This window comes from Microbacterium profundi (genome assembly GCF_000763375.1).
Classification (GTDB): Bacteria; Actinomycetota; Actinomycetes; order Actinomycetales; family Microbacteriaceae; genus Microbacterium; species Microbacterium profundi.
The window spans coordinates 723,924-750,273 of record NZ_JPSY01000001.1 but is presented as its reverse complement, the minus strand read 5'-3'; the positions used below and the strand labels follow the sequence as shown (position 1 = coordinate 750,273).

The window sequence follows — 26,350 nt, the reverse complement described above, 5'->3', positions numbered from 1 at the left end:
CCATGTCGTGCGGCTCGGGTACCGCACTTCCGCCGACCTTACGAACTCCGCGCCGCGTCGTCTTCCGCCTTGACACGCATCGCCCGACGTGCTTGGAGGCGGATCATCGGAACGCCCGCAGCCGCAGACTGTTGCCGACGACGAACACGCTCGACAGTGCCATGGCCGCACCCGCGAGCATCGGGTTCAGCATTCCGAGCGCGGCGACCGGGATCGCGGCGACGTTGTATGCGAAGGCCCAGAACAGGTTCGACTTGATGGTGCCGAGCGTCTTGCGCGACAGGCGGATCGCGTCGGCGGCGCTGCGCAGATCGCCGCGGACGAGGGCGATGTCGGATGCTTCGATCGCGACGTCTGTGCCCGTGCCCATCGCGAGGCCGAGGTCGGCCTGCACCAGCGCGGGTGCGTCGTTGACGCCGTCGCCGACCATCGCGACGACCTTGCCTTCGCGCTGAAGCCGTGCCACGACGTCGACCTTGTCCTTCGGGAGCACCTCGGCGATGACCTCGTCTATACCGACGTCGGCCGCGATCCGCCGGGCGACAGCCTCGTTGTCGCCGGTGAGCAGGATGGGGCGCAGGCCGAGCTTCTTCAGCTGTGCGATCGCCTCGGCGCTGGTCGGCTTGACCGTGTCGGCGACGATGAGGATGCCGCGGGCGGCGCCGTCCCACGCGACGGCCACGACCGTTTGCCCGTCGTTCTCGGCCGCGGCCTTCGCCTCGGCGACGGCGGGTGAGAGCGCGAGGCCCCAGTCGGCGAGCAGCGATTCCCGTCCCACGATCACGCTGTGCCCGTCGACGACGCCCTGCACGCCCCTGCCCTCGACGTTCGCGAAACTCTCGACACTCGGGAGCGTGCCGACCTGTGCAGCGCCGACACGCGCGGTCGCGGCCTTCGCGATGGCCTGGGCGATCGGATGCTCTGACGCATCCTCCAGTGCTCCGGCCAGGCGCAGCAGCTCATCAGCATCCATCTCCGGCTCGGGGATGACGTCGACGAGCGCCATCCGCCCCGTGGTGACGGTGCCGGTCTTGTCGAGCACGACCGTGTCGACCTTGCGGGTCGACTCGAGTACCTCAGGGCCCTTGATGAGGATGCCCATCTGCGCGCCGCGGCCCGTGCCCACCAGCAACGCGGTGGGTGTGGCGAGGCCGAGTGCGCACGGGCAGGCGATCACCAGCACGGCGACGGCGGCGGTGAACGCCGCAGCGGCCGGGAACCCGGCGATCAGCCATCCGGCCAGCGTGACCACGGCGATGCCGATGACGATCGGTACGAAGACGCCGGAGATGCGATCGGCGAGACGCTGCACCTCTGCCTTGCCGGTCTGCGCGTCCTCGACCAGCTGCGCCATCTGCGCGAGCTGGGTGTCGGTGCCGACGCGCGTGGCGCGCACCACCAACCGCCCTCCGGCGTTGACGGTCGCCCCGGTGACCGCATCCGCCGGCCCGACCTCGACGGGCACCGATTCACCGGTGAGCATGGAGGCGTCGACCGCAGACGTGCCGGAGACGACGACGCCGTCGGTGGCGATCTTCTCGCCCGGACGCACGATGAACTCGTCGCCGACCTGCAGATCGTCCACCGGGATGAGGGTCTCGACGCCGTCGCGCAGCACCGAGACTTCCTTCGCCCCGAGCTCGAGGAGCGCCCGCATGGCCGCACCAGCCTGGCGCTTCGAGCGCTTCTCGAAGTAGCGGCCGGCGAGGATGAACATCGTCACGCCGGCGCCGACCTCGAGGTAGATGTTCGCCGTGCCGTCCGAACGCGAGAGCGTGAACTCGAACGGGTGCGTCATGCCCGGCATGCCCGCCGAGCCGAGGAACAGCGCATACAGCGACCACAGGAACGCGGCCAGAGTGCCCATCGAGATGAGCGTGTCCATCGTGGCCGCGCCGTGGCGCAGATTGGTCCAGGCGGCCTTGTGGAACGGCCATGCGCCCCACACGATCACGGGTGCAGCGAGCGCCAGCGACGCCCACTGCCAGTACGTGAACTGCAGTGCGGGGATCATCGCCATCGCGATGACCGGCACCGTGAGGATGATCGAGATGATCAGACGCTGGCGCAGCGAAGCGAGCTCGGGGTCGGCATCCGTCGCCTCGGTGGTCTTCGCGTTCTTGGGCGCCGGCACCGCGGCGGTGTATCCGGCCTTCTCGACCTCGGCGATGAGCTGTGCGGCCTCGTATCCGGCAGGCACGGTCACCTTCGCCTTCTCGGTGGCGTAGTTGACCGTCGCGGCGACGCCGTCGAGCTTGTTGAGCTTCTTCTCGATGCGCATCGCGCACGAGGCGCACGTCATGCCGCCGATCTCCAACTCGACACTCGATCCGGACACACTCATCGCAGACTCCTCTCGTGACAGACGTTCAGGCGTTCAGGCGCGGACGGCTGAGTAGCCCGCTTCGCCGACGGCGGCGAGCACCTCGGCGTCGTCGAGCGTCTCGGTGGTGGTGACGACGAGCGTGCCGCTCTGCGCGCTGACCTGGATGTCCTCGACTCCCGCGATCTGGCTGACCTCTTCGCGCACGGACATCTCGCAGTGACCGCACGTCATTCCGGTGACCTTGTACTCGGTGGTGTTCATCTGTTCCCTTCGATCGGATGCCGTTCGCCGGCGTTCCACAACCATAACAGCGTACCCCCAGGGGGTATTCCACCGACCTTGAAAGAAGCGCCGACATGCCACAATGACGCCATGACCAAAGCCACCGCAGACCTGTATGACGAGTTCGGAGAAGCGCTCCAGTCGCTCCCGCTGCAGCTGCGCAGCTTCGGTCGCAGAGCCGCATTCGACGGTCCGATCCGCACGATCCGCTGCCATGAGGACAACGCGCTCGTGAAGGCGATGCTCGCGACCCCCGGCGACGGGGCGGTGCTCGTGGTCAACGGGCTCGGCTCGCTGAACACCGCGCTGATGGGCGACCTGATCGCAGCATCCGCGGTGGAGAACGGCTGGGCCGGCGTCGTCATCAACGGCGCGATCCGCGACAGCGTCGCGATCAACGGCTTGGATCTCGGCGTGAAGGCTCTCGGCACCAATCCGCGCAAGAGCGCGAAGCTCGGCGCCGGCGAGGTCGACATCGACGTGTCGTTCGGGGGAGTGCTGTTCCGGGTGGGAGCTCACCTCTACAGCGACGAAGACGGCATCCTGGTCGAGCGCTGACGCGCCGCTGACCGCGCGTTCAGGTCGCAGTATCTGCCGGAATAGCACGCGGATAACGGCAGAAAGTGCGACCTGAACGGGGGTGGTGAGGCTGGGCGCCTCAGGCGGCCGCGCGCAGCCCCTCGACGAGCGGAGTCGTCGGATGCCCGATGAGGCGCGCGAGCGTGCCGTCGGTGTGGGCGAGCGCGCCGCCTCGGATGTCAGCATCCAGAGTCGTCACGAAGCCGATCGTGCCCTCATCGAGGCCGGCCGCGGCGAGAAGTGCCGCGTGCTCCTCGGTGGACAGAGCCCTGTACTCGACCGGACGGCCGACGACCTCTGCGATCGCGGCGGCGAGCTCGGCGAAGTCCCACGCGACGTCGCCGGCGAGCTCGTACACCTCGCCGATGTGGCCGTCTTCGAGCAGCACGGCGGCCGCGGCATCCGCGAAGTCGCGCCGGCTTGCCGAGGCGACCTTGCCGTCTCCCGCGCTCGCCGCGAGCACGCCGGACTCGGCGGCCTGGGCGAGGGTGCCGAGATAGTTCTCGGTGTACCAGTTGTTGCGCAGAATCACGGCGGGGACGCCGGATGCGGCGATCAGCTCCTCGGTCGCCTTGTGCTCCGGCGCGAGGATCAGGTCGCTCGTGGTCGCCTTGGGCGCACTCGTGTAGACGAGCTTGCTGACGCCGGCCGCCTTGGCTGCGTCGATGACGGCCTTGTGCTGCGGCGTGCGCCTGCCGACCTCCGAGCCGGAGATGAGCAGCACCGAGTCGACGCCGTCGAGCGCCGCGGTGACGGATGCTGCGTCGTCGTAGTCCAAGGCCACGACACGGATGCCGCGATCAGCGAGATCCGCGGCCTTCGAGACGTCACGGGCACCGGCGACGATCGTCTGCGGGTCGGCGCCGCGTGCGAGCAGACTGTCGATCGTGAGGCGGCCGAGCTGTCCGGTGGCACCGGTGATGAGAATGGTCATGAGGATCCTTTCGAGGAGCGGTCTCCGATGACAACCCGTCACGGCTCATGACATTCCGATCCGAGGGTACCCACTTTGAAGTAAGGTACCCACATGACGGTTAGTTTTGCGCAGATAAAGGAGACGATTCCCAACGTCTTCGAAGACGGCTGCAGCACCCGGGTCGTCCTCGATCATGTGATGAGCAAGTGGGGGGTGCTCGTGCTGTCGAGTCTGTCCGACGGCACCCGCCGCTGGGGAGAGCTGCGCCGCGAGGTCGACGGCATCAGCGAGAAGATGCTCGCCTCGACCCTCCGCACCCTCGCGAGCGACGGGCTCGTGCATCGGGAGGCCTTTCCGTCGGTGCCTCCGCACGTCGAGTACAGTCTGGCCCCGCTCGGGGTCGACCTCATGGAGCGCATGCTCCCGCTTGTCGCGTGGGTCGCCGACAACTCCGACCGGATGCTGGGACGCGACGGCGCCTGAGCCGCGCCCGCCCGCCGCGTCGCCTCACCATGTTCACGTCGCAGTTTTCGTCGGTATGCGGCGCTCAGAACGACCAAAAGTGCGACCTGAACCGAGCCGGCCGCCTCAGTTGCGGATCAGATCGACTCCGGCGGCCGTGAACTGACGCAGCGTCGCATCGGGCAGGAACGCCCTGGTCAGTCCTCCGCCGATGCGCGCGAGGTCGCCTTCGTCGCGGTACAGCAGATAGATCGGCTCGTAGCGGGGATTGAACTTCTTCTTGAACTGGTGCAGCGAGCGGAATCCGTAGACCGGCTCCAGCATCCCGCCCATCCTCGACAGCAGCGATGCGATCCCGCCCTCGTCCACCGGCGATTCGTGCGCGAGCGGTGCGCCGGAGAGAGACAGGATCTCGGCGCCCTCCTCGGAGAACGCCTTCGCGGATGAACCGATCAGGAACTCCATCACCGCGCCGAAGCCGCCGTCGCGCCTGCGCATCAGGTCGAGCGTCCATCCGTCGATGCGTCCGCCCGCGCCGTACACCGGAAGCCAGCTGAGGAGCCCGTCGACGTCGCCCTCCGGAGAGATCGCGAGGGCGAGGCGCACCTCGGGGTCCTCGGCCTCGTGCAGTGTTCCGAGGGTGAAGCGCATCTCGGGCAGGCCCTTGTCGCCGACCCAGGACTCAGAGATCGCCTTCAGCTGCTGGCGGGTGCCCCAGCTGACCTCGGCGAGCCTGGTCAGACGGAACGTCATCCCCTCGCGCTCGGCCCGGCTGAACGACTGGCGCACGCGCGCCCACGCCTTGCCCTGGAAGGTGAGCCCGGCGAGGTCGATGATGGTGTCATCCGCGACGGTGAGCGCCTGCCACCCCTCGGGAAGATGCTCGCGTGTGCGCGCGGATGCGCTGAAGAAGCACGGTGTGACGGCGTGCTCCTCGGCCGCCGCGATGAACTCGCGCACGGAGTCGGCGTGCCCTTCCGGTGGTCCGAGCGGGTCGGCGAGTGCGATCGCCGCGCCGGAGCGCAGCTGGAACGGCACGATCCCGCCCGAAGACGTGCGCAGGTACTCCATGTTGTCCCACGTGGTCATCCACGACAGCGTCCCGCCGCCGTCCTTCTTGATGATCTGCTTCACCTCGTCGACGCTCACCGGAGTCCCGCCGAGACTGCGTGCTCGGCGCCACACGCGGAATGCCGCGCGGGTGACGATGAGGAAGATCAGATACGCCAGCCAGAGCACTCCGGCGGATGCTGTGACGTCGAGGTCACCCTGCACAGAGCCGGCGGCATCCTCCTCGATCGACAGCACGACCGCGACGCGCACCAGCACGGCGAGCAACCCGATGATGATGTTGATCGCCGCAAGGATGATCGCGATGATCCACGCCCAGCGACGCCCGCGCCACAGCCCCGCCGCGATCACGAGGATCACGGCGGTGTCGAACAGCACGTCAGGCAGCGCGGTCTCGAGCCAGAGGTCGGTCTCCCCGAACGGGCCGTTCGTCGGAATCAGCATCACGATGAGCTGGACCACGCCGAGGGCGACGACGATGCTCACCGCGAGCATCCGCTGCTCGTGCACTGTGGTGCGCTGCACACGGAGAGATCGGTCGACCGACAGCACGAGCAGGATGGCGAGTGCGTGCTCCACGTCAGCGAGGCTGCCGAGGTAGAGCAGGCTGATCGCCGCGAAGCCGAGCACGACGAACCACGCCCGTTGCCGCCACGGCGCGGCGAAGAGCCCGATCGCCGCGGCGATGCAGGCCATGGTGCCGCCGGACGCGCCGACGTCGAGCGTCTGCGCCAGTTGCTGCGCCCACGGCCACGGCAGCGCGCGCCCGCCGGTTAGCAGCAGAGCGGATCCGAAGATCGCGAACAGCTGCCCGAACCAGTAGTAGAGCAGTGCGACCCGCCAGCCGCGGCGATGCTCGAGGTACGCCATGCCCCAGAAGCCGAGGATGGTCGGGATGTACACCCACGGCTGGATCACGAAGAACGTGCCGGTGATCGGCGTCCACCACCGGCCCTGCTCGAGCGCTGGCAGTCCGTAGGCGACGGCGTCGAACAGGTCGGTGCCGGCGAGCGGTCGCCACAGCCCCTGCCCCACGATGCCGACGACGAGGATCACCGCGATGAATGCGAGCGTCGCCGGGATCCGTCGGGCGACGCCGAGGATCGCGGAGGATTTCGAGCGGGATTCCGTTGCCTCGGCTGTGCTCATGCCTTCAACGTATCGACGCGTCGAGGTGTGGGGCAATGGTGTCGGGGTTCGCGTGCTGTCTTGGTGCCCGCGCGGGAGGTGGCGCTTGGTGCCGCGTCGGGGCGGCGCTCGGTGCCGCGCGGGAGGTGGCGCTTGGTGCCGCGTGGGGGTGCGGGAAGCGGCACGGAGCGACACCCGGCGCGGGTGGCAGGGTCCAGTCGGCGGGGTGCCCGCGCGGGGGGTGGCGCTTGGTGCCGCGTACGGGTGCGGGAAGCGGCAGGAAGCGACACCTCCGCGCGCGGGCGAAGCGACACCTCGCGGGTGGGAGGGTCAGTTGGCGGGGTGCCCGCGCGGGAGGTGGTGGTGCTCGGTACCGCGCGGGAGGTGGCGCTTGGTGCCGCGTGCGGGTGCGGGAAGCGGCACGGAGCGACACCTGGCGCGGGTGGGAGGGGCTCGTCGGCGGGGTGCCCGCGCGGGAGGTGGTGCTTAGTGCCGCGTGGGGGTGCGGGAAGCGGCACGAAGCGACACCCGGCGCGGCGACACCCGGCGCGGCGACACCGGGCGGCGACACGCGGCGGGCGGGCGGAGGGGCGCCACCCCGCCTACGCCGCCTCGAGGATCCCCGCCGTCACGCGGGCGCTGAAGTACAGGCTCTCCACCGGCACGCACTCGTCGGCCGAGTGGAACTGGCCGTAGACGTCGAAATCATCCGGCACGCGCAGCGGCACGAATCCGTACCCGTGTACGCCGAGACGCGCGAAGTGCTTGTTGTCGGTGGATGCCGGCAGCAGATAGGGCACCACGACTCCGTCAGGATCCTCGGCCGTGAGCGCCGCCGAGATCGTGTCGATGAACGGCCCGTCGATGGGCGACGCGATCGGATGCATCGACCGCAGGTTCTCGACCTCGACGGTCTCTCCGGCCAGACGTGCGACCTCGGTGAGCAGGTCGTCCTCGCCGCCGGGCAGCGCCCGGTAGTCGACGATCGCCTCGGCGCTGCCGGGGATGATGTTGCTTTTGTCTCCCGCGCGCAGCACGGTCGGCGCCGCGGTGTTGCGCGCTGCGGCGGCGATCACTCGCCCGACGAATCCGAGATCCTCCAGCTCGGCATCCAGATTCTGGTCTGTGAACGTGACGCCTCGTGCCGCCCCGAACACCTCGAGGAAACGCGCCAGCGCCGGAGTGCGCACGACGGGGAACCGGTGCGCACCGATCCGGGCGACCGCGCCGGCGAGCTGCGGCACCGGGTCGCCCGGCAGTGGCCGCGACGCATGCCCCGCCTCGCCGCGCGCGGTCAGCCTCAGCCCGCCGACGCCCTTCTCGGCCGTCGCGAGCAGATACGCGCGACGTCCCTCGACGAGGGGCACCGAGAATCCGCCGACCTCGCTGATCGCCTCCGTCGCGCCGGCGAACAGCTCTGGCCGGTTGTCGACGAGCCACGACGCGCCCCACACGCCGCCGCTCTCCTCGTCGGCCAGGAAGGCGAAGATCAGATCGCGCCTGGGACGGATGCCGGAACGCGCGAAGTGCCGCGCCACCGCCAGGATCACTCCCGCATAGTTCTTCATGTCGACGGCGCCGCGGCCGTAGAGCAGGCCGTCTGCGATCTCGGCGCCGAACGGCGGGTGGGTCCAGTCCGCAGCATCCACCGGCACCACATCGAGGTGCGCGTGCACGATCAGCGCGCCGGCATCCGGATCCGTCCCGCGAAGGCGGGCGACCACGCTCCCGCGACCGGGAACGGGCTCGACGAATGTCGTCTCGATGCCCAACTCTTCCAGCTGCGACTGCACGAACCGTGCCGCGCGCGTCTCGCCGTCGCCGATCGTCGCCAGGTCGCCGGTGTTGATGCTGTCGATGCGGATGAGGTCGCGGACGAAGCCGAGCGCCTCGTCCTCCAGAAGGGTTCGGGTCACGTGTCCAGGGTATGGCCGCGCGTTACGCGCCGTTACCGTCCGAATCGGTGATGCGCCAGGTGCGTGATTCACTCATTCCCGTGAACAACTCCCGTGCGAAGAACAAGATCCTTTCCGCTATCGGCGTGCTGGCAGCCGGCGCGCTGACCCTGTCGATGGCAGCGTGCGCGGGTGGTGGCGGCACTGGAGGCAGCGACACTGCCGATGGGGGAGCGGCCGACGAGACGAAGATCGTGCTGGGTGCGGATGACGGCACCGAAGCGCACTGGACGATCCTCAAGGACAAGCTGGCAGAAGAGGGCGTCGAGCTCGAGGTGCGCACCATCACCGACGCCGTGCAGCTGAACCAGGGCGTGCAGGACGGCGAGCTCGACGTGAACCTGTTCCAGCACCTCATCTTCCTCTCCGACTTCAACGTGAACAGCGGCGGCACTCTCGTGCCCATCGGCGCGACGGCCGTGTATCCGCTGGCGCTGTACTCCGAGCAGTACAAGAGCGTCGAGGACATCCCGGATGGCGCGACCGTTGCGCTGCCGAACAACCCCACGAACCTCGCTCGCGCCCTGCTGAACCTGCAGCGCGCCGGCCTGCTCGAGCTCAAGGACGGCGGCGACGCCTTCTCGACCGAGGCCGACATCACCTCGAGCACGATCAAGATCCTTCCGGTCGACTCGAACCAGACGGTCACCGCGCTCAAGGACGGCAGCGCCCAGGCCGCGATCGTCAACAACACGCAGGCCCAGAAGGGCGGGCTCGGCGACGACCTGATCATCTTCAAGGAAGACCTCGACAACCCCGAACTCGCGCCGTACATCAACGCGTTCGTCGTGAAGGACGAGAACAAGGACGACCCGCGCTGGGAGAAGCTCATCGAGGCGTACCGCTCGCCCGAGGTCGAAAAGGCCGTCACCGAGCTGAACCAGGGCAACCTGCAGTTCAAGGGCGACTGGACCGCCGCCGACCTCCAGAAGGAGCTCACCGGCCTCGAAGACAAGTTGCGCGCACAGCAGTGACCGGAATCATCTCGTTCGATCGGGTCTCCAAAGCGTTCCCCGGAACGCGGCGGGGGCCCGTCGTCGATGCCCTGGAAGAGGTCGACCTCGACGTCGAGCGGGGCTCGATCGTCGGCGTCATCGGATACTCGGGGGCGGGAAAGTCGACGCTCGTACGCCTGATCAACGGGCTGGAGAAGCCCACCGGTGGCAGCGTGAACGTGCTCGGCGTCGATGTCGGAAAGGCGTCTGAGACCGAGCTGCGGGGCCTGCGCGCACGTATCGGCATGATCTTCCAGCAGTTCAACCTCTTCAACTCCCGCACGGTGCGCGGCAACGTCGCGTACCCGTTGAAGGTCGCCGGCTGGAAGCGTGCGGACATCGAGCCTCGTGTCGCCGAACTGCTCGACTTCGTCGGCATCGGCGACAAGGCTTCGCGCTATCCTCGAGCACTCTCGGGTGGGCAGAAGCAGCGCGTCGGCATCGCCCGCGCGATCGCCGCGAACCCCGAACTGCTGCTCGCGGATGAGGCCACCAGCGCTCTCGACCCGCAGACCACCGGCGAGGTGCTGGCGCTGTTGAAGGAGATCAACCGTCGCCTCGGCATCACGATCGTCGTCATCACCCACCAGATCTCGGTCGTGCACGAGCTGTGCGATCAGGTCGTCGTGATGGACGGCGGGCGCGTGGTCGACAGCGGTGACACGTATCGCGTGTTCGCGCATCCGCGTGCGGAGCTCACTGAGCGGTTCGTCGCCGCCGTCACGCAGGGCGTTCCGTCCGGCGACACCCTGGACTCGCTGCTCGTCGGCGGCGGGACGCTCGTGAGCGTCGACGTCAACGAGTTCACGAGCGAGGACATCGACGAGGTGTTCGAGAAGCACGGCGTGCGCCGCGCGGTCGTGTTCGGCGGGGTCACGGACATCCGTGGTCGCCAGCTCGGCACCCTCACGTACCGTCTGCAGGCGGGGGCGGATGCTGTCGCCGAAGCCGTCGGGGAGTTGGCGGTGCGCACGAAGGTGGCGGTGCTGCGCGGTTCCGGCGCCACGGTTGCGGCATCCGGATCGGAAGACGTCTCATGACCGGCATCCATCCGCTCGCGAACTGGGATTCGCTGACGCCGGTACTGCTGCAGTCGATCCAGGAGACCGTCTACATGGTCGCCGTCACGCTCGTGATCGGCGGCGTCGCGGGGCTGCTGATCGGCGCGGTGCTCTATGCCACACGGCCGGGGAATCTGTTCGGCAACAGGGTCGTCTTCAACGTGATGAACCTGGTGATCAACGTCATCCGGCCGATCCCGTTCATCATCTTCCTCACCGCCGTCGGGCCCGTGACGAAGCTCGTCGCCGGGACGACGCTCGGCACCGAAGCCGCGATCGTGCCGATGACGATCATGGCCGCGGTCGTGATCGGGCGCGTGGTCGAGCAGAACCTCGTCGCCGTCGATCCTGGTGTCGTCGAGGCTGCACTCGCGATCGGCGCGAAGCGGCTGTCGATCCTGTTCGGCGTCGTGATCCCCGAGGCGCTCGCGCCACTGATCCTCGGGTACACGTTCATGTTCATCGCGGTGGTCGACATGTCGGCCATGGCCGGTTACATCGGCGGCGGCGGACTCGGGAACTTCGCGATCATCTACGGCTACAACCAGTTCGACCAGCAGGCGACCTGGGTCACCGTCGCGATCATCATCGTGATCGTGCAGGTGGGGCAGATCTTCGGCAACTGGCTCGCGCAGCGCGTGCTGCGGCGGTAGGGACGGGTAGCCCTGCGGGTGCGGGGGCGGGTTGCGGCGCGGGGCGGCGAGCTGTTGCGGCGAGGTGCGGCGAGGTGCGGCGAGGTGGCGCCTATGGCCGCTTCGCGGCGCTGGATGCGGCACTATGCGCCACCTCGCTTGGGGGACCCTCCCAGGAGGTGGCTCTTTGAGTCGCTTGGCGGCTCTGGATGCGGCACAAAGCGACACGTCCTGCGGGCCCGCGGGGGCCCCACGGCCGGGGCACTCGCGACCGCAGCCCGGCCATCCCGACGCTAGTCGACCGCAGCCGTGATCAGGATCGGGCGGTGGTCGCTGGATCGCTGCGGCAGGGTCTGGATGCTGTCGATCGCGAAGCCGTCCGACGTCGCGAAGTCGTAGTGCCCCTTGAACACGCGGTAGCGGGTGTAGGTGCGGTCGTCGCTGAGTGTGAGCGTGTACCCGTGGTCGCGGACCGTCTGGCCGAGGTTCTCCTTGAACACGGGGTAGTTGTAGTCGCCGACCATGAGCACAGGGATTCCGCGTCCCATCGACTCGAGCTCGGTGAGCGCGGCGCGGATCTGGTTGCGTCGCAGCGAGTTCAGCGCCGTGAGCGGAGCCGCATGGAAGGATGCCACGATCAGCTCGCGACCGTTGTCGATGTCCTGCAACCGAGCGCCCAGCACGCGTTCATGGGCGGGCTTCAGCACGCGGTCGTGCAGCGACTTCTTCAACCCGAACGTGCGCATCGCCAGCAGGCGGAACGTGTTCTTGCGGTAGTAGAGGGCCAGACCGAGGCGGTTGCCCTGGGTGGCGTCCGCCAACGCGAGCCCGCCGATCTCGTCGGGAAGCGCCTCGACGTCGCACTCCTGCAGGCACAGGATGTCAGGCTCGTGCTGGGCGATGAGCTCCGCGAGTTCGGTCGCCGCACGATGCTTGCGCAGGTTGTAAGAGATCACCTTCATCACCGCCAACGCTACTGCGTTCGCCTGCGCTCGGGGTATCGGATCAGCCTGAGTTCTCGCTGTCGCGCCGTGCCCGAGTCTGCTCGGCACGCACGGCGAGCAGGTCGTCGGCGGGGTAGCCAACCTCGGTCAGCGTGAGACCGCGTGCCGCGAGCACCTTGAACTCGCTCGTGCGCTCGAGCGCGTCGCGCAGCACGACGAGATCACTGACGTCGAGGCGCTGCTCTCCGACGGCAACGCACGCTCCGACGAGCGCCCGCACCATGCTGTGACAGAACGCGTCGGCCTTCACCTCGGCGATCAGCACGCCGTCTGCGTCGCGATGCCACCGATAATCGAGGAGCGTGCGGATCGTCGTCGCCCCCTCGCGGGGTTTGCAGTAGGCGGCGAAGTCATGCAGGCCGATCAGGGTCTGCGCCGCGGCATCCATCGCCAGGGTGTCGAGCTCACCGCGGATGCTGGTGGTGTCGAGCCGCCTGGCCGGATCATAGCCGGCGACCTCATCTGCGAGCCGGTAGCGGTACCGGCGCCAGACGGCGGAGAAGCGCGCGTCGAACCCCTCGGGTGCGGTCGATGAACGATGCACGGTGACGTCGGAGTAGGCGCCGAGCACGCCGCGAATGCGTCCGGCGATCGAGCCCGCCGGGTCGTGCGCGCTGCGCCCATGCCGGGTGACGATGCGCGACCACTGCTCGTCATCGAGGTCGACGTGCGCGACCTGGTCGGCGGCATGCACCCCGGCATCCGTTCGCCCGGCGACGACGAACTGCACGTCGGAGCCGACGATGCGCGCGAGTGCGGCCTCCAAAGTGCCCTGCACGGTGCGCAACCCTGGTTGCTTCGCCCACCCGCGGAACTGGGTGCCGTCATAGGCGATGTCAAGCCGTATTCGCACGATGGCCAGCTTAGACTGGAACCTTCGACCGCGAGCCGAAACGCCTCCTCATCATGACGCTCCTTCACTCTGCTCCTCGACGTTTCGCGGGACTGGACGGTCTGCGCGCGGTGGCGGTCATCCTCGTGCTGGCGTACCACCTCTTTCCGTCATCGCCGGTGCGTTCGGGGTTCGTCGGTGTCGACGTGTTCTTCGTCATCAGCGGCTTCCTGATCACCTCCCTGCTGCTGCGTCCGTCGCGTCTCGGACCGCTCGGATCGCCACGTCGACTGATCGATTTCTGGCGGCGGCGCGCGCGCCGACTGCTGCCGGCGCTCGCCGTGGTGATCACGGTGTGCGCGACGGCGGCGTGGATGCTGGGCGGCGACGTGCTCGTCGGCATCGGGCGGCAGGTGCTGGGCGCCGCCACCTTCAGCTACAACTGGCTCGCCGTCGCCGATGGCAGCGACTACTTCGCGGCGACGGCGCCCGAACTGTTCCGCAACGTCTGGTCGCTCGCCGTCGAAGAGCAGTTCTACGTGCTCTGGCCGCTGCTGCTTCCGCTCGTGCTGCTTGTTCCAGGGCGGTGGACGCGCGTGGCGCTGATGGTGCTGGCCGCGGGTGGCTCGGTGTGGTGGATGGCGACGCTGGTCGCCGACGGCGACGTCACGCGTGCGTACTTCGGCACCGATTCGCACGCGTTCGGCCTGCTGCTCGGCATCGCGCTGGCGCTTGCGACGGTGAACATGCCGCAAAAGGCATGGATGCTGCGGCGCGGTGCGCAGGTCGGATCGCTGCTCCTCGGGCTCGTTGGGCTGGGCGCTGTGATGATCGCCGCGCTGTCGCCGGAGGATGCGGACGTCACCGGAGTGCTCGTGCTCGCATACGTCGGGACGGCGCTCACGATCTTCGCCGGAACCTGGCCGGATTCGTGGCTCGGACGCGGTCTCGATGTCGCGCCGCTGCGCTGGATCGGAGAGCGCTCGTACGGCATCTATCTGTGGCATTGGCCGGTGCTCGTGCTGGCGCTGGTCGCCACGCAGAAGACCGGTCCGGAAGCCGGGGTGCCGGTATGGATCGGCGCTGTCGCGCTCGTGATCTCGGTCGGGGCAGCGGCACTGTCGTACCGGTTCGTGGAACAGCCGCTGCGTCGGTACGGGTTCCGGCGTACGTGGCGAGCTTTGCGCTCGCGCATCACGGGCCGTCCGATGGCGCGTCTGGCTGGAGCGACCGCGCTGGCTGTCGGCGCTGTCGCCGTGGGTGGAACGGCGGCGGCGATCGTCACCGCGCCTCCCGTCACTTCTGCCGCGGCGGCTATCGCGGCGGGGGAGCAGGCCATGAAGGATGCGGCGAACGCAGCGCCCGACGAATCCGACGAAGAACCGGAGCAGATCGACATCCCGGAGGGCACCGAGATCACAGCGGTCGGAGACTCGGTGATGCTCGCATCCGCTCCGTCGCTGTACGAGCAGTTCCCCGGGATCACGGTCGATGCCGCGGTCTCGCGCTCGATCTGGGCGGGGCCGGACATCCTCAATGACCTGGCTTCGAGGGGAGAGCTTCGCGAGAACGTGGTCATGGCGCTCGGCACGAACGGTCCGGTCGACTGGGGCGTGCTCGAGCAGATATCGCAGGCGGCGGGGAAGGACCGCAACCTGATCCTCGTCAATGCGCACGCGCCGCGCGACTGGATCCCCGGCGTGAACGCTGATCTCGAAGCCTTCGCCGACAGTCACCGCTCGGTGTGGGTCGCGGACTGGTCGGGCGCCATCGCACCCCGCACCGACCTGCTCGCCGGTGACGGCATCCACCCCGGCGAGGCCGGCGGCGACGTGTTCGCCGATTCGGTGGAGGCGGCACTTGAGCGTGTGGACAAGGACCGGATCCGCGCCGAGAAGGACTTCGAGAAGGCCCCGTCCGGCCGCGCCCCGCGGGTGCCGTTCCCCGAGTGAGCCCCCGAGCTCGGCAGGTGGCGCTTCGTGCCGCCGACGCGAGCGCGAAGCGGCCCGAGCAACCACCTGCGGAGTAGAGGCCATGCTTCAGTCCGTCCAACCCCGGCGGCCGAGTGCGGCGGCAACTCGACGGACGGCGTCCGGATGGGATCCGTTGATGTGCAGTGACGTGACCCGAACGACGTCCCACCCGGCCTCGGCATAGTCGTTGTACTTGTCGAGGTCGCGGTTCCATTGTTGACGCGACGTCCGGTGGTGGTCGCCCTCGATCTCGACGACGATCCGATACTGCGGGTAGACGAGTTCCGAGATCCCCAAGAGCCGTCCGCGCTGGTCGCGTATCTCCATGTCGAGCACCGGTTTGGGAAGACCGGCTGCTGCGGCGTCGAGTCGGAAGTCGGTCTCGAGCACGGAAGAACTGCCGACGCAGATCAGCTCCAGCGCTGCGCGCAGCTTCGGCGTCGACGGTGGTCTTGGTCCGCAGGACACCTCGGCGGCGAGCTCCGCGATCGTCGCATGGGCGAGCTCCGGATGCTGCCGGCCGAAGTCATCGCGTGGCACCCGCACGACGGCATCCCCGCTTTCGACGAGTTCGCGCAACGTCAGCTCGCGTGCGAGCATCGCCCATGTGTTCGCCGGCGTCGTCATTCGAAGGCCGGAGATCTCGGTGACGGTGGCGAGGTGCGCAGCGACTTTGCGGCCCCGGATGCCTTTCGCACGCGGCGCGCGCTGCGGCGCGATGACCGCGACCTGAAGATCCGTCGGAGTCGTAACGGGCAGCGCGTATCCGACGACTGCGGCCGTGGCGGCGCAGAAGAAGCTGTCCGGCGGCATGATCGTGCTGTACACCCGAGCGTCGTCGATGTGCGCCTGCCGCTTCTGCCGGAACTCTGAGTACGCGGCTTTGTCCTCGGCTGCCTCGATGGCACGCTGCCCGGTGAACTTCGCTGTGCGGCGTGTGCCGCGGAAGGGGATGGCCAGGTCGTTCGCGCGCATACGACGGCGGGTCGCACCCTGACTCGCCGCGTCGCGGACAGAGAACTGGCCGCCGAGAGAGTCGGGAAGCGGGTTGGGGGCGAATGGCATGAGGACACTTTGCCTCGAAGCGACGACACACCGGATGCCGCAACCCACGACCGGTGGACAACCCAGATTGCGCGGCGAATGTGGAGAAGGGCACACCCCCGCCTCGCCCGCGAGCCCGGTGGCGTCCGCCTCGCCCGCCCACCCGCCCGCCCGCCCACCCGCCAGCCGAGCCCGGAGCCGCCTGCCGAGCCCGGAGGTGGTCGTTGGTGCCGCGTCCGGGTGTGGGAGGCGACACCAAGCGCCACCTCCCGGGAGCGGTGGCCGTCCGCCGAGTCCCGGAGCCGTCTACCGAGCCCGGAGCCGCCTGTCGAGGGCGGAGGTGGTCGTTGGTGTCGCGTCCGGTTGTGGGAGGCGGCACCAAGCGCCACCTCCCGGCCGCCGAGCGCGGCCAGCCGAGCCGCGCCGCGCGCGACGATTCCCATTTCCGACGACAATGCCGTAGGCTATCCCTTTGGTACTCGACTGCAGAGTGCCGCGAACGTGAGCCCTCCACTGGCGTGTTCCGAGCAATAGCGAAGAACCACCCCGGAGTGGGATTCACGAACTCCTCCGTTCGAACAAGAAAGCAGCACTATTGTGACGCGCACATACACCCCGAAGGCCGGGCAGATCCAGCGTGACTGGGTCGTCATCGACGCCAACGACGTCGTTCTCGGTCGCCTCGCCTCGCACGCCGCAGCGCTCCTGCGCGGCAAGCACAAGGCCACCTTCGCCAACCACCTCGACTCGGGTGACTTCGTCATCATCATCAACGCCGACAAGGTCGCGATGACGGGTCAGAAGCTCCAGAAGAAGATGGCGTACCGCCACTCGGGCTACCCGGGCGGTCTCACGAAGGTCTCCTACGAGGAGCTCCTCGAGAAGAACCCCATCCGCGCTGTCGAGAAGGCCGTCCGCGGCATGCTCCCCAAGAACAGCCTCGGTCGTCAGCAGCTGACCAAGCTCAAGGTGTACGTCGGTGCAGAGCACCCGCACGCCGCGCAGCAGCCCACGACGTACACCCTCGACCAGGTCGCCCAGTAAGCGCCGCTAAGACCCTTAAGGATATTCTCGTGGCTGATACTCAGGACACCACCGAAACCCCTCAGAACTACTCGACCTCCAGCCCGGAGACCGTCGAGACCGAGGCGGCTCCCCGTCCGGTTCTCAACGTTCCCGGCGCAGCCGTCGGACGTCGCAAGCAGGCCATCGCCCGTGTGCGTCTGGTCCCCGGCTCGGGCGTCATCACGGTCAACGGCCGTACTCTCGAGGACTACTTCCCGAACAAGCTGCACCAGCAGCTGATCACCGACCCGTTCACGGTGCTGAACCTCACGGGTGCGTACGACGTCATCGCGCGCATCTCCGGTGGCGGCGACTCGGGCCAGGCCGGCGCACTGCGTCTCGGCATCGCCCGTTCGCTGAACGGCATCGACGCGGAGAACAACCGCGCCACCCTCAAGAAGGCCGGCTTCCTCTCTCGTGACGCTCGCGTCATCGAGCGCAAGAAGGCTGGCCTGAAGAAGGCCCGCAAGGCGCCTCAGTACTCGAAGCGTTAAGCACGAGAGCCCGGATGCCGCTTTTCGGCACGGACGGCGTGCGAGGACTTGCCAACGGCATCCTCACCGCCGACCTCGCGCTCACCCTGGCCCAGGCGACAGCTGTCGTCCTGGGTCAGGGCCGCACCGCAGAGGCGCGCAAAGCCGAGGGCAAGCGACTGTCAGCAGTCGTCGCCCGCGACCCGCGCATCTCCGGTGAATTCCTCGTGGCCGCAGTCTCTGCCGGCCTCGCAGCATCCGGTGTCGACGTCCTCGACGCCGGCGTCATCCCCACCCCGGCCCTGGCGTTCCTCGTCGGCGACCACGATGCCGACTTCGGCGTCATGGTGTCCGCATCGCACAACCCGGCGCCCGACAACGGGATCAAGATCTTCGCCCGCGGCGGTGTGAAGCTTCCCGATGAGGTCGAGCAGCGCATCGAAGCAGCCATGGCGGGGGAGAAGCTTCTGCCCACCGGCGGTTCCGTCGGGCGTATCGAGCGGTTCTCCGACGCGGAAGACCGCTACGCCCTGCACCTGCTGGGTTCGCTGCCGCATCAGCTCAACGGCATCCACGTCGTGCTCGACTGCGCGAATGGCGCAGCATCCGGTGTCTCGCCCGAGACGTTCAACGACGCCGGTGCGAAGGTGACCGTCATGGGCGCAGAGCCCGACGGCACCAACATCAACGACGGCGTCGGCTCGACGCATCTCGACAAGCTCGCTGAGGCCGTCGTGCGTCACGGCGCAGACATCGGGATCGCACACGACGGCGATGCCGACCGCTGCCTCGCAGTGGACGCCGACGGCAACATCATCGACGGCGACCAGATCATGGCCATCCTCGCGGTGGCGATGAAGGACCGAGGGCACCTCACCGACAACACGCTCGTCGCCACGGTCATGAGCAACCTCGGCCTGCACAAGGCGATGAAGGAGAACGGCATCACCGTGCGCCAGACCGGCGTCGGCGACCGCTACGTGCTCGAAGACATGAACGCCGGCGGCTACGCGCTGGGTGGCGAGCAGTCCGGCCACGTGATCATGAGCGAGTTCGCGACGACCGGCGACGGCGTGCTGACCGGCCTGCACCTGGTCGCCGAGATGGCGCGCCAGAAGAAGACGATCGCGGAGCTCGCATCCGTCATGACCGTCTTCCCGCAGGTGCTCATCAATGTGCCAGACGTCGACAAGGATCGTTGCGCCGACGACGAGGGCGTGCAGGATGCTGTCGCCGCTGTCGAGGCGGAACTCGGTGACACCGGACGGGTGCTGCTGCGCAAGTCCGGCACGGAGCAGCTCGTTCGTGTGATGGTCGAGGCGGCGGATGCTGAATCCGCTCAGTCCTACGCACAGCGCCTCGCGGATGTGGTGAAGGAGCGCCTCGCGCTCTGAGCGGTATTTTCGGGCGCGTCCCTGAAGCAGGTCGCGCCTGGGAAGAAGAGTTTCGGGGCCTCAGATCAGCGGGAAGCCCCGAAACTCTTCTTCGGAGCTTCGCCGTGGGCGCGGATGACCGTGCGGCGGGCCGTTCACCGGCGCGCAACCCGGTGGTCACGTGGAACGGGCAACGCGACACTGGTCATCCGCCGTCACACCACGCGCTGACCTCGGCGCCGCAGCAGGCTGCAACACCCGTCGGGCCACGCGCCCGGCGGGTGTCGTCGTCGGTCGCGCCACCTCGGGCTTACGCACGCTGGTACTTGCGCGTATGATCTGGTCGTGAGCGGCTCACTGGGGGGCCGGGTTGGTTGGGGAGCCATGAACACTGCTCGTTATCTGCTGGGTACAGGGCAGGACACCGCGTCGGTATTCGTTGATGCGGAGAAGTCCTACACGTACCGCGAACTGCGCGATGCCGTCACAACGCTCGGCGCACAGCTGCACGATATGCATCTGCCGGCCGGTGCTCCCGTTGCGCTGGCCGGTCCGAACAGCTTCTTCTGGGTCTCCGCATACCTCGCGATCATGTCGGCCGGTCTCGTCTGCGTCCCGATGCCGGCGACGCTTACGCCGGAGGAGTTCCGATCACGCCTGCAATGGGTCGGGTGCCGAGCGGTGATGTTCTCCGGGGCCGAGGGCCGCAGGCACGATCTGCCCGCCGATGTCGTCGTGCTGGTCGAGAGTGCACTGCTGGAGTGGCCCGGCGCGCAGTTCGAGATCTGCGACGTCGAGCTCGACCAGGACGCCGCCTACCTCTTAACCTCGGGAACAACCGCCGCGCCGCGGGTGGTGCGGATCACGCACCGCAACATCCAGGCCAACACCGAGTCGATCCTCGACTACGTCGGCCTGAAGAGTGACGATCGGATGCTGGTCGTCCTGCCCTTCTCGTACGTCTTCGGCGCCTCGCTGCTGCACACGCACCTGCGAGCCGGCGCGTGCCTTGTCAATCAGCCGTCGTTCGTCTACCTCGAATCGGTGGTGGGCAGGCTCGCCGAACAGCGTTGCACGGCCATCGCCGGAGTGCCATCGAACTTCCATGCGCTCATTCGCAACAGCTCGTTCGGCTCACGGCCGCTTCCGGATCTGCGCCTCATCCAACAGGCAGGCGGGCGGATGTCGCCGGCCATCATCGACGAGATCCGCGCGGCTCACCCTCGCGCGAACCTGTTCGTCATGTACGGACAGACCGAGGCGACAGCCCGGCTGTCGTATCTCCCGCCAGCTGAGCTCGACGGTCATGCCGGCTCGATCGGGCGCGGTGTGCCCGGCGTGAGTCTGCGGGTGGTCGACGGCAGCGGCCGCGATGCCATGCCAGGGCAGATCGGCGAGATCTGGGCGACCGGTGAGAACATCTCTCCTGGCTATCTGTTCGACGAGCGGCGGACGGCGGAGAAGATGCCCGGCGGTGTGCTCCGCACCGGAGACCTGGCGACGGTGGATGCCGACGGTTACATCTACGTCGTCGATCGTGCCGAGGACTTCATCAAGTCGTGGGGGCACCGGATCGCGAGCCAGGATGTCGAGACCGCGGTGATGGAGCTCACCGAGGTGATCTCGGTCGCAGCTGTCGGCGTCCCGGATCCCGTGGCCGGAGAAGCCGTAGCGGTGGCGGTGGTCAAGCGACCCGATTCGGATCTGGATGCTGCGCGCCTGCTGGCGCACTGCCGCGCGCGATTACCGAAGCACATGGTGCCCGAACTCATCGAGTTCGTTGCACAGCTGCCGCTGAACAGCAGCGGCAAGGTCGTCAAGCGCGAGGTTCGCGACCGACTCCACCAGATCGCATCCGGGCGGAGCGTGCCGGCATGAGCGAGACAGCCAGCACGACGGTCACGCGCCGATGGCGCTGGGGAATCTCAGCAGCGGCGTTCGTTGTGCTCGCCGGGATAGGAGTGTGGCTGATGGTGCCCAAGCCGACGACGAACGTCGCCGCGCCCGAACTCGCGGCCACGCAGCTGGACGCGCTCACCGAGACGACCGTGCTGTTCGGTCACCAGTCTGTGGGGGCGAACATCCTCGACGGCGTCGCCGGCATGTACGCCGACGCCGGGCGGACGGCGCCGGAGATCGTCCAGGACGAGGGCGAAGCACAGACCGACGCCTCGATCGTGCACGCCTTCGTGGGGGTCAACGGCGACCCGCTGGGCAAGTTCACGGCGTTCCGTGACCTGGTCGACGGGCCGGCAGGAGACGCGGCTTCGGTCGCGATCGTCAAACTCTGTTACACCGACATCACCTCGTCGACGGATGCTGCGAGCGTGTTCGACGAGTACACGACCCTGATGGAAGATCTCGAGGCACGCCATCCGGACATCACGTTCCTCTACGCCACGGTGCCGCTGACGACCGACCGCAGCTGGGGCGCGAACATCAAGGCATTCTTCGGCTCGGACGATCGGATGGGGCCGGCGGACAACCGCGTGCGTGAGCAGTACAACGCGCTGATACGCGAGGAGTACGTGGACAGCGGGCGTCTTTTCGACATCGCTGCGGTGGAGTCGACGATGTCCACCGAGCCTGCCGTGCGCTCGCAGGATGGCGAGGTCTATCACGTGCTGAACGCCGCGTTGAGTTCGGATGCCGGCCACCTGAGCGAACTCGGCAGCAGGGTCGCCGCGGCAGAATTGATCCGGGTCATTGCCGACGTCCGTTCCTGAGTTGAGTGAGCTGAGAGTCCACGGGATCGGGATCGATCTCGTGGATGTCGCGCGCTTCGCGCGCATCATCGACCGATACGGTGCAGCATTCACGCATCGGTGGTTCTCCGAGCGTGAACGCGTGGAGGCCGCGCCGCAGACCGGTACCGGACTCGCCGAGCGCTTCGCCGTGAAGGAGGCCGTGTGGAAGGCGCTCGGCATCGCCCGGGTCGGGGATGCGGTGCCGTGGCGAGGAATCGGCGCGCACCCGAGCGGTCGCGGGTGGGACGTGGAGCTGTACGGGCCGATCGCACAGCGTGCGGCCGAGTGCACCGTCACCGCCGTCACGTGTGCGTCGGCGATCACGGGTGGCGTGGCCATCGCCGTCGCGTACGCCGTCGGTGCTGAGACGTCAGGACAGGTCGAGGCGCAGCAGCTCCTCGACAGGGGCGATCAGCACGGGCGGCTCATGCAGGTAAGCGGTGCTGCGCCGTTTCTGCTCGATGTCGCGGAACACGCGCTCGAGCTGGTCTGCGTGCAGGCCGGCCGCTTGCGCGATGGCCTCCGCGTCGATGCCGTGATTGAGCCCGAACAAGCACAGATCCATCAACGAGTAGGGGAGTGAGAAGTAGAACTCCTCCTGCGACTGCGGCATCGAGTACGTGTCGGTGGTGGGCTGGCGGGACCGGATCGACTCGGGCACACCGAGGTAGGCGGCGAGTGCGTAGACCTGCGTCTTGTACAGGTGGGCGATCGGCTTGATGTCGGCGGCGCCGTCACCGAGCTTCACGAAGAACCCCTGGTCGTACTCCAGTCGGTTCGGCGTCCCGGCCACCGCGAAGTTGAGCCGGTCGGCGTGGTAGTACTCGAGCATCTTGCGAGTGCGCTGCTTGAAGTTCGAGGCCGCGACGATCTCGAGATATGCGGCGGCGGTCAGCCGCTCAGCGACCTGCTCGCCAACCGGTGATTCGGCCACCACCGAGAACAGCCGGAACGCGTCCGAATCGACGACGCTGGGCAGCACGATCTTCGACTTCCACCCTGGCCCGAAGTCCGGGATGACCGAGCGGATCGCGTCATCCCTGCGCCGGTAGCATCCTGCTGCGGTGAGAATCGGCGTGATGTTCTCGGCGACGGACTCGACGCCCAACCAGTCGGTGAGCTCGGTGCTGTACGAGATCGTCTCGTCTGAGGACTCCTGCTCCGGGAGGTGCAGCGCGAACACGCGATCAGCGCCGAGCGCGCGCACGCTGAGCGCGGCGACCACGCTCGAATCGATGCCGCCCGACACTGCGACGACGATGCCCTTGCGCCTCGACGCGGCGAGGTACGAGCGGATCCGTGCGCTGATCCGCTCCACTTCTGCGGCTTCGTCGATGGCGAGGCTGTCCGGTCCGAACTCAGTCATGTTTCCCCCTGTGATTTCCCGTGGTCCTGTCGAACACCGCGATCGGTGCAGGCGGGTCGGGCTCTGGCGGATGCCAGTCCCGAATGAGCATCTGATGCAGCAACTGCGTGGTGAGCACAGCCATGATCCGCATGTTGTCGGTGTTCCCCATCCCCTGTCCGCTGGTTCGGCGTGCCTTCTCCAGAAGCAATTCAACAGCGCGCGGCTGCCAGATGCCCGCTGCGTCGACATCGCGTGGCGATGTCAGCTCCATCACCCAGTCAGGGGCATCTGCCATGAAGATACTCGCTGCGTCCGGCGCGCGATAGGGCTGCTTCGGACGCTCGATGATCTCGCGCGGGACGAGATCCGAGAAAGCCCGCTTGAGGATGTGCTTCTCATCGAGACCGTCCAGCTTCTGTTCGGCGGGTATGCTCGCGGCGACGTCGAAGACGTTGTGATCCAGAAACGGGAATCGTCCTTCGACGGAGTTCGCCATCAGCATCCGATCTCCCTGTGAGGACAGGAGGTAGCCCGGCAGCAGCGTGTGCAGTTCGAGCCACTGGGCGCGGGAGAGCGGATCCCACGCACCGGCGTCCGCCGGCATGTCGGCGAGGACTCGTTCGGGCGCCCCACCGGCATCCGGCCGCCGGGCGGGGTGCAGCATTGGCTTGATGGACGCTGTCGACTGCCAACGCGGCCGGTGCGAGACGGCGAGGTCGTCGGGATCGACAGGGCGGTTGAAGAAGCTCTGGGCGAATGCCGGCACCTGTCCGGGGGAGCGCCGCATCCATGGATACAGCTGATCGACCATGCGCATCCGGGCGTCGGCATCCGGCTCCTCGGCCATCAATGCGCGCACTTTCGCCTCGCGGAAGATGTCGTAGCCGGCGAGAACCTCGTCGGCGCCCTCGCCGGTGACGACGACCTTGTACCCTTCGGAGCGCACGAGATGCGAGAGCAGCATCATCGGCGCGGGGGCCGAACGCAGGATCGCGGTCTCGGCGTGCCATACCGCGTGCGGAAGCGCCTCGGCGATGTCGTGTCCGGTGATGGCCAGCTCTCGATGCGTGGTACCCAGGCGCTGCTGCATCAACTGCTGATGAGAGCCTTCGTCGTACTCAGCGTCCGCAAATCGCAGGGAGAACGTGTGCACATCCGATTCGGCGAACTCCGCGATCGTGGCGGCGGTGACGGCGGAGTCGATGCCACCGGAGAGATACGCGCCCACCGGCACATCGCTGCGCCGAAAGCGCAGACGCGTCGCCTCGACAATGGATTCCCTGAGTCGTTCGGCGTTCTCGCGGACATCCTGGTGGGTCTCCATGCCGCGCTCTGGAAACGAGGTGGTCCAATACTCGTGGGTCGTCAAGTCGTCTTCGTCGATCGACAGGTAGGTCCCGGGGACGATCTGCCGGATGCCGGCGAAGAGGGTCCGCGGCGCCGTCGCAGACCAGAGCGTCAGCAGGTCATCGAGCCCCTCGGGGTCGAACTCGCGGGCGATCGTCAGATCGCAGAACAGCGCTTTGACCTCGGATGCGAAGACGACACGGCGCCCGGTGCGGGCGTAGTAGAGCGGATGGATGCCGAAACGATCGCGAGAGAGGATGAGGCGCTTGCTCCGCCGATCCCAGATCGCGATCGCCCATTGTCCGTTGAATCGGCGGAAGCAGTCGGCGCCCCACTCCTCCCAGGCATGCACGATGACCTCTGTGTCGCTGCTCGTGCGAAAGCGGTGGCCGCGATCGCGGAGCTCCCGGGCGAGCTCGACATAGTTGAAGATCTCGCCGTTGAACGTGACCCAGACTTGCTCGTCCTCGCCGGACATCGGCTGGGTGCCTCCCGCCGCATCGATGATCGAAAGACGCGTGTGACCGAGCGCTACGACGTCGTCGAGGTAGTAGCCGCTGCCGTCGGGACCGCGATGGCTGAGCGCCGTCATCATGCGCAGCGTCAGGTCGGATGACGGCGGCGCAGCCGGATCGAAGACGCCGCAGATGCCGCACATCTCAGCGGTCCGCGACGAGATCCAGGACTCGAGACCACAATGTGTCGATCATGGAGTATCCTTCTGGCTGAGCGGCACACGGTATAGCGCCGTGCTAAGCACAATAGGGCACGCGGGTCTGGGGACTGGTAGTGGACCGAGGGGATCGGTTCACGCCCGCACTGGGGAAGGGGACAAAATGCTCACTGTCGATGCACGCATCGAGGAATTCATTCTCAACAGCTTTCTGTTCGGCGATGCCGAACGGATGCCGTCGCAGACGGATTCGCTGCTGCAGGCGGGGGTGATCGATTCGACCGGAGTTCTCGAGCTCATCGAGTTCCTGGAGAGCGAATTCGGTTTCCGGGTGGAGGACACAGAATCGATTCCGGAGAATCTGGATTCGATCGAGAACCTCGCCCGATTCATATCGGTCAAGACTGCCTGAGGTCGGATCATGTTCCGGCAACTGACACCGCCGGCCGCCGCTCCTCGAAGGGGAGCGCTCTCGGCCGATCTCGCGCGGATGTATGGGTCTTTTCTCCAGGGCGAGCAGACATCGCTCTCCAAGAAGATCGCATTCCTGCTGACCAATTCTGAATTCCACTGCGTCGCCTGCTATCGGTTCGGTCGGTTCGCCAACCGGGTGAAGCGCAGATCGGTCGTATCCGGTTTGCTCTTCCTGGCCATCCACCGGATCTGGAACCGATGGGTGACGCACATCCACCACTGCGAGATCTCCCCGCGCGCTCAGATCGCACCGGGGTTCCTGCTGATGCATCGCACCGGCGTGATCATCGGCGCTGCAAAGATCGGCAGGAATGCGGTGATCCACCAGAACGTCACGATCGGGCAGCGGGTCTCGGGTGGTGACCACGGTCTTCCGACGATCGGCGACAACGTGTGGGTCGGTCCGGGGGCGATCATCACGGGTGCGATCGTGATCGGCGGTGACGCGACGATCTCGGCCGGCACCGTGCTGTCGCGTGACGTACCGGCGCACTCGCTCGTCGCCGGAGTACCGGGGCGCGTGGTGACCCAGAATTACGACAATCGGGAGATGCTCGGACATGTCGTCGCCTGAACGAACATCATGCGCG

General features: G+C 67.5%; 23 protein-coding genes and 1 pseudogene. 14 read left to right on the top strand and 10 right to left on the bottom strand.

Translation table 11 applies throughout. The features are described from left to right. Positions 1–103: 103 nt before the first annotated feature. Entirely contained in the window at positions 104–2,344 is a 2,241-nt protein-coding gene (locus tag JF52_RS0103475; RefSeq protein ID WP_033105054.1) for a heavy metal translocating P-type ATPase, read from the bottom strand. 33 nt (positions 2,345–2,377) lie between these two features. After that, positions 2,378–2,587, bottom strand: a complete 210-nt coding sequence (locus JF52_RS0103470) for a heavy-metal-associated domain-containing protein (protein ID WP_033105053.1) — start codon at positions 2,585–2,587, stop codon at positions 2,378–2,380. Between the two features lie 111 nt (positions 2,588–2,698). On the opposite strand from JF52_RS0103470, the gene rraA reads away from it, so the two are divergent. After that, on the top strand, positions 2,699–3,166 hold the full coding sequence (gene rraA, locus JF52_RS0103465; protein WP_033105052.1) for a ribonuclease E activity regulator RraA: 468 nt from the start codon (positions 2,699–2,701) through the stop codon (positions 3,164–3,166). Between the two features lie 100 nt (positions 3,167–3,266). On the opposite strand, the gene JF52_RS0103460 is transcribed toward rraA, so the two are convergent. Continuing rightward, on the bottom strand, positions 3,267–4,121 hold the full coding sequence (locus JF52_RS0103460; protein ID WP_033105051.1) for an SDR family oxidoreductase: 855 nt from the start codon (positions 4,119–4,121) through the stop codon (positions 3,267–3,269). Positions 4,122–4,214: 93 nt separating this feature from the next. On the opposite strand from JF52_RS0103460, the gene JF52_RS0103455 reads away from it, so the two are divergent. Beyond that, positions 4,215–4,586 carry a winged helix-turn-helix transcriptional regulator gene (locus JF52_RS0103455; protein ID WP_033105050.1) on the top strand — a complete coding sequence of 124 codons (372 nt, stop codon included), beginning with the start codon at positions 4,215–4,217 and terminating at the stop codon, positions 4,584–4,586. 105 nt (positions 4,587–4,691) lie between these two features. Here JF52_RS0103455 and JF52_RS0103450 read toward each other — a convergent pair whose 3' ends face one another. After that, positions 4,692–6,785 (bottom strand): bifunctional lysylphosphatidylglycerol flippase/synthetase MprF, encoded by a 2,094-nt coding sequence (locus JF52_RS0103450; protein ID WP_033105049.1) that lies wholly within the window; start codon positions 6,783–6,785, stop codon positions 4,692–4,694. Between the two features lie 581 nt (positions 6,786–7,366). Then, positions 7,367–8,680: a M20/M25/M40 family metallo-hydrolase gene (locus JF52_RS0103445; protein WP_033105048.1), complete on the bottom strand. Its 1,314-nt coding sequence runs from the start codon at positions 8,678–8,680 to the stop codon at positions 7,367–7,369. An 80-nt stretch (positions 8,681–8,760) separates the two neighbouring features. On the opposite strand from JF52_RS0103445, the gene JF52_RS0103440 reads away from it, so the two are divergent. From JF52_RS0103440 to JF52_RS0103430, 3 genes are read left to right on the top strand one after another with little or no spacing between them, the layout of a single operon-like run. After that, complete coding sequence (locus JF52_RS0103440; protein ID WP_033106259.1) at positions 8,761–9,693, top strand: MetQ/NlpA family ABC transporter substrate-binding protein; 933 nt, start codon at positions 8,761–8,763, stop codon at positions 9,691–9,693. After that, entirely contained in the window at positions 9,690–10,754 is a 1,065-nt protein-coding gene (locus JF52_RS0103435; protein WP_052166729.1) for a methionine ABC transporter ATP-binding protein, read from the top strand. Before JF52_RS0103440 ends, JF52_RS0103435 begins: the two co-directional genes overlap by 4 nt. Continuing rightward, positions 10,751–11,428, top strand: a complete 678-nt coding sequence (locus JF52_RS0103430) for a methionine ABC transporter permease (protein ID WP_033105047.1) — start codon at positions 10,751–10,753, stop codon at positions 11,426–11,428. The genes JF52_RS0103435 and JF52_RS0103430 overlap by 4 nt, the downstream gene beginning before the upstream one ends. A gap of 272 nt (positions 11,429–11,700) precedes the next feature. On the opposite strand, the gene JF52_RS0103425 is transcribed toward JF52_RS0103430, so the two are convergent. Next, on the bottom strand, positions 11,701–12,369 hold the full coding sequence (locus JF52_RS0103425; protein ID WP_033105046.1) for an endonuclease/exonuclease/phosphatase family protein: 669 nt from the start codon (positions 12,367–12,369) through the stop codon (positions 11,701–11,703). Between the two features lie 43 nt (positions 12,370–12,412). Further along, positions 12,413–13,264 carry a tRNA pseudouridine(38-40) synthase TruA gene (truA, locus tag JF52_RS0103420; RefSeq protein WP_033105045.1) on the bottom strand — a complete coding sequence of 284 codons (852 nt, stop codon included), beginning with the start codon at positions 13,262–13,264 and terminating at the stop codon, positions 12,413–12,415. A 53-nt stretch (positions 13,265–13,317) separates the two neighbouring features. Between truA and JF52_RS0103415 the strand changes: the two genes are divergently transcribed. Next, entirely contained in the window at positions 13,318–15,195 is a 1,878-nt protein-coding gene (locus JF52_RS0103415) for an acyltransferase family protein (RefSeq protein WP_052166728.1), read from the top strand. 87 nt (positions 15,196–15,282) lie between these two features. Here JF52_RS0103415 and JF52_RS0103410 read toward each other — a convergent pair whose 3' ends face one another. Next, the gene (locus JF52_RS0103410; RefSeq protein ID WP_033105044.1) at positions 15,283–16,281 is read right to left on the bottom strand and encodes a hypothetical protein; all 999 of its coding nucleotides are present in this window, start codon (positions 16,279–16,281) and stop codon (positions 15,283–15,285) included. Between the two features lie 576 nt (positions 16,282–16,857). Here JF52_RS0103410 and rplM point away from each other — a divergent pair. From rplM to JF52_RS17965, 6 genes and pseudogenes are all read left to right on the top strand, one after another. Then, positions 16,858–17,304 (top strand): 50S ribosomal protein L13, encoded by a 447-nt coding sequence (gene rplM, locus JF52_RS0103405; RefSeq protein WP_033105043.1) that lies wholly within the window; start codon positions 16,858–16,860, stop codon positions 17,302–17,304. A 29-nt stretch (positions 17,305–17,333) separates the two neighbouring features. After that, complete coding sequence (gene rpsI, locus JF52_RS0103400) at positions 17,334–17,819, top strand: 30S ribosomal protein S9 (protein ID WP_033105042.1); 486 nt, start codon at positions 17,334–17,336, stop codon at positions 17,817–17,819. A gap of 14 nt (positions 17,820–17,833) precedes the next feature. After that, positions 17,834–19,192: a phosphoglucosamine mutase gene (glmM, locus tag JF52_RS0103395; RefSeq protein ID WP_033105041.1), complete on the top strand. Its 1,359-nt coding sequence runs from the start codon at positions 17,834–17,836 to the stop codon at positions 19,190–19,192. 363 nt (positions 19,193–19,555) lie between these two features. Then, positions 19,556–21,049, top strand: coding sequence for a class I adenylate-forming enzyme family protein (locus JF52_RS0103390; protein ID WP_033105040.1), 1,494 nt, complete (start codon positions 19,556–19,558; stop codon positions 21,047–21,049). Continuing rightward, positions 21,046–21,897 (top strand): SGNH/GDSL hydrolase family protein, encoded by an 852-nt coding sequence (locus JF52_RS0103385; protein ID WP_052166727.1) that lies wholly within the window; start codon positions 21,046–21,048, stop codon positions 21,895–21,897. Before JF52_RS0103390 ends, JF52_RS0103385 begins: the two co-directional genes overlap by 4 nt. Continuing rightward, positions 21,878–22,252 (top strand): annotated as a pseudogene (locus JF52_RS17965) (holo-ACP synthase); the annotation flags it as partial. The gene JF52_RS0103385 and the pseudogene JF52_RS17965, both read left to right, overlap by 20 nt. A 36-nt stretch (positions 22,253–22,288) precedes the next feature. On the opposite strand, the gene nadE reads toward JF52_RS17965, so the two are convergent. Together nadE and asnB are read right to left on the bottom strand one after the other, a co-directional pair. Further along, the gene (gene nadE, locus JF52_RS0103375) at positions 22,289–23,284 is read right to left on the bottom strand and encodes an NAD(+) synthase (protein WP_033105038.1); all 996 of its coding nucleotides are present in this window, start codon (positions 23,282–23,284) and stop codon (positions 22,289–22,291) included. After that, positions 23,277–25,271 (bottom strand): asparagine synthase (glutamine-hydrolyzing), encoded by a 1,995-nt coding sequence (asnB, locus tag JF52_RS0103370; protein ID WP_033105037.1) that lies wholly within the window; start codon positions 25,269–25,271, stop codon positions 23,277–23,279. Before asnB ends, nadE begins: the two co-directional genes overlap by 8 nt. A gap of 178 nt (positions 25,272–25,449) precedes the next feature. On the opposite strand from asnB, the gene JF52_RS0103365 reads away from it, so the two are divergent. Together JF52_RS0103365 and JF52_RS0103360 are read left to right on the top strand one after the other, a co-directional pair. Next, entirely contained in the window at positions 25,450–25,698 is a 249-nt protein-coding gene (locus JF52_RS0103365) for an acyl carrier protein (RefSeq protein WP_033105036.1), read from the top strand. Between the two features lie 9 nt (positions 25,699–25,707). Beyond that, complete coding sequence (locus JF52_RS0103360) at positions 25,708–26,334, top strand: serine O-acetyltransferase (protein ID WP_052166726.1); 627 nt, start codon at positions 25,708–25,710, stop codon at positions 26,332–26,334. Positions 26,335–26,350: the final 16 nt, after the last annotated feature.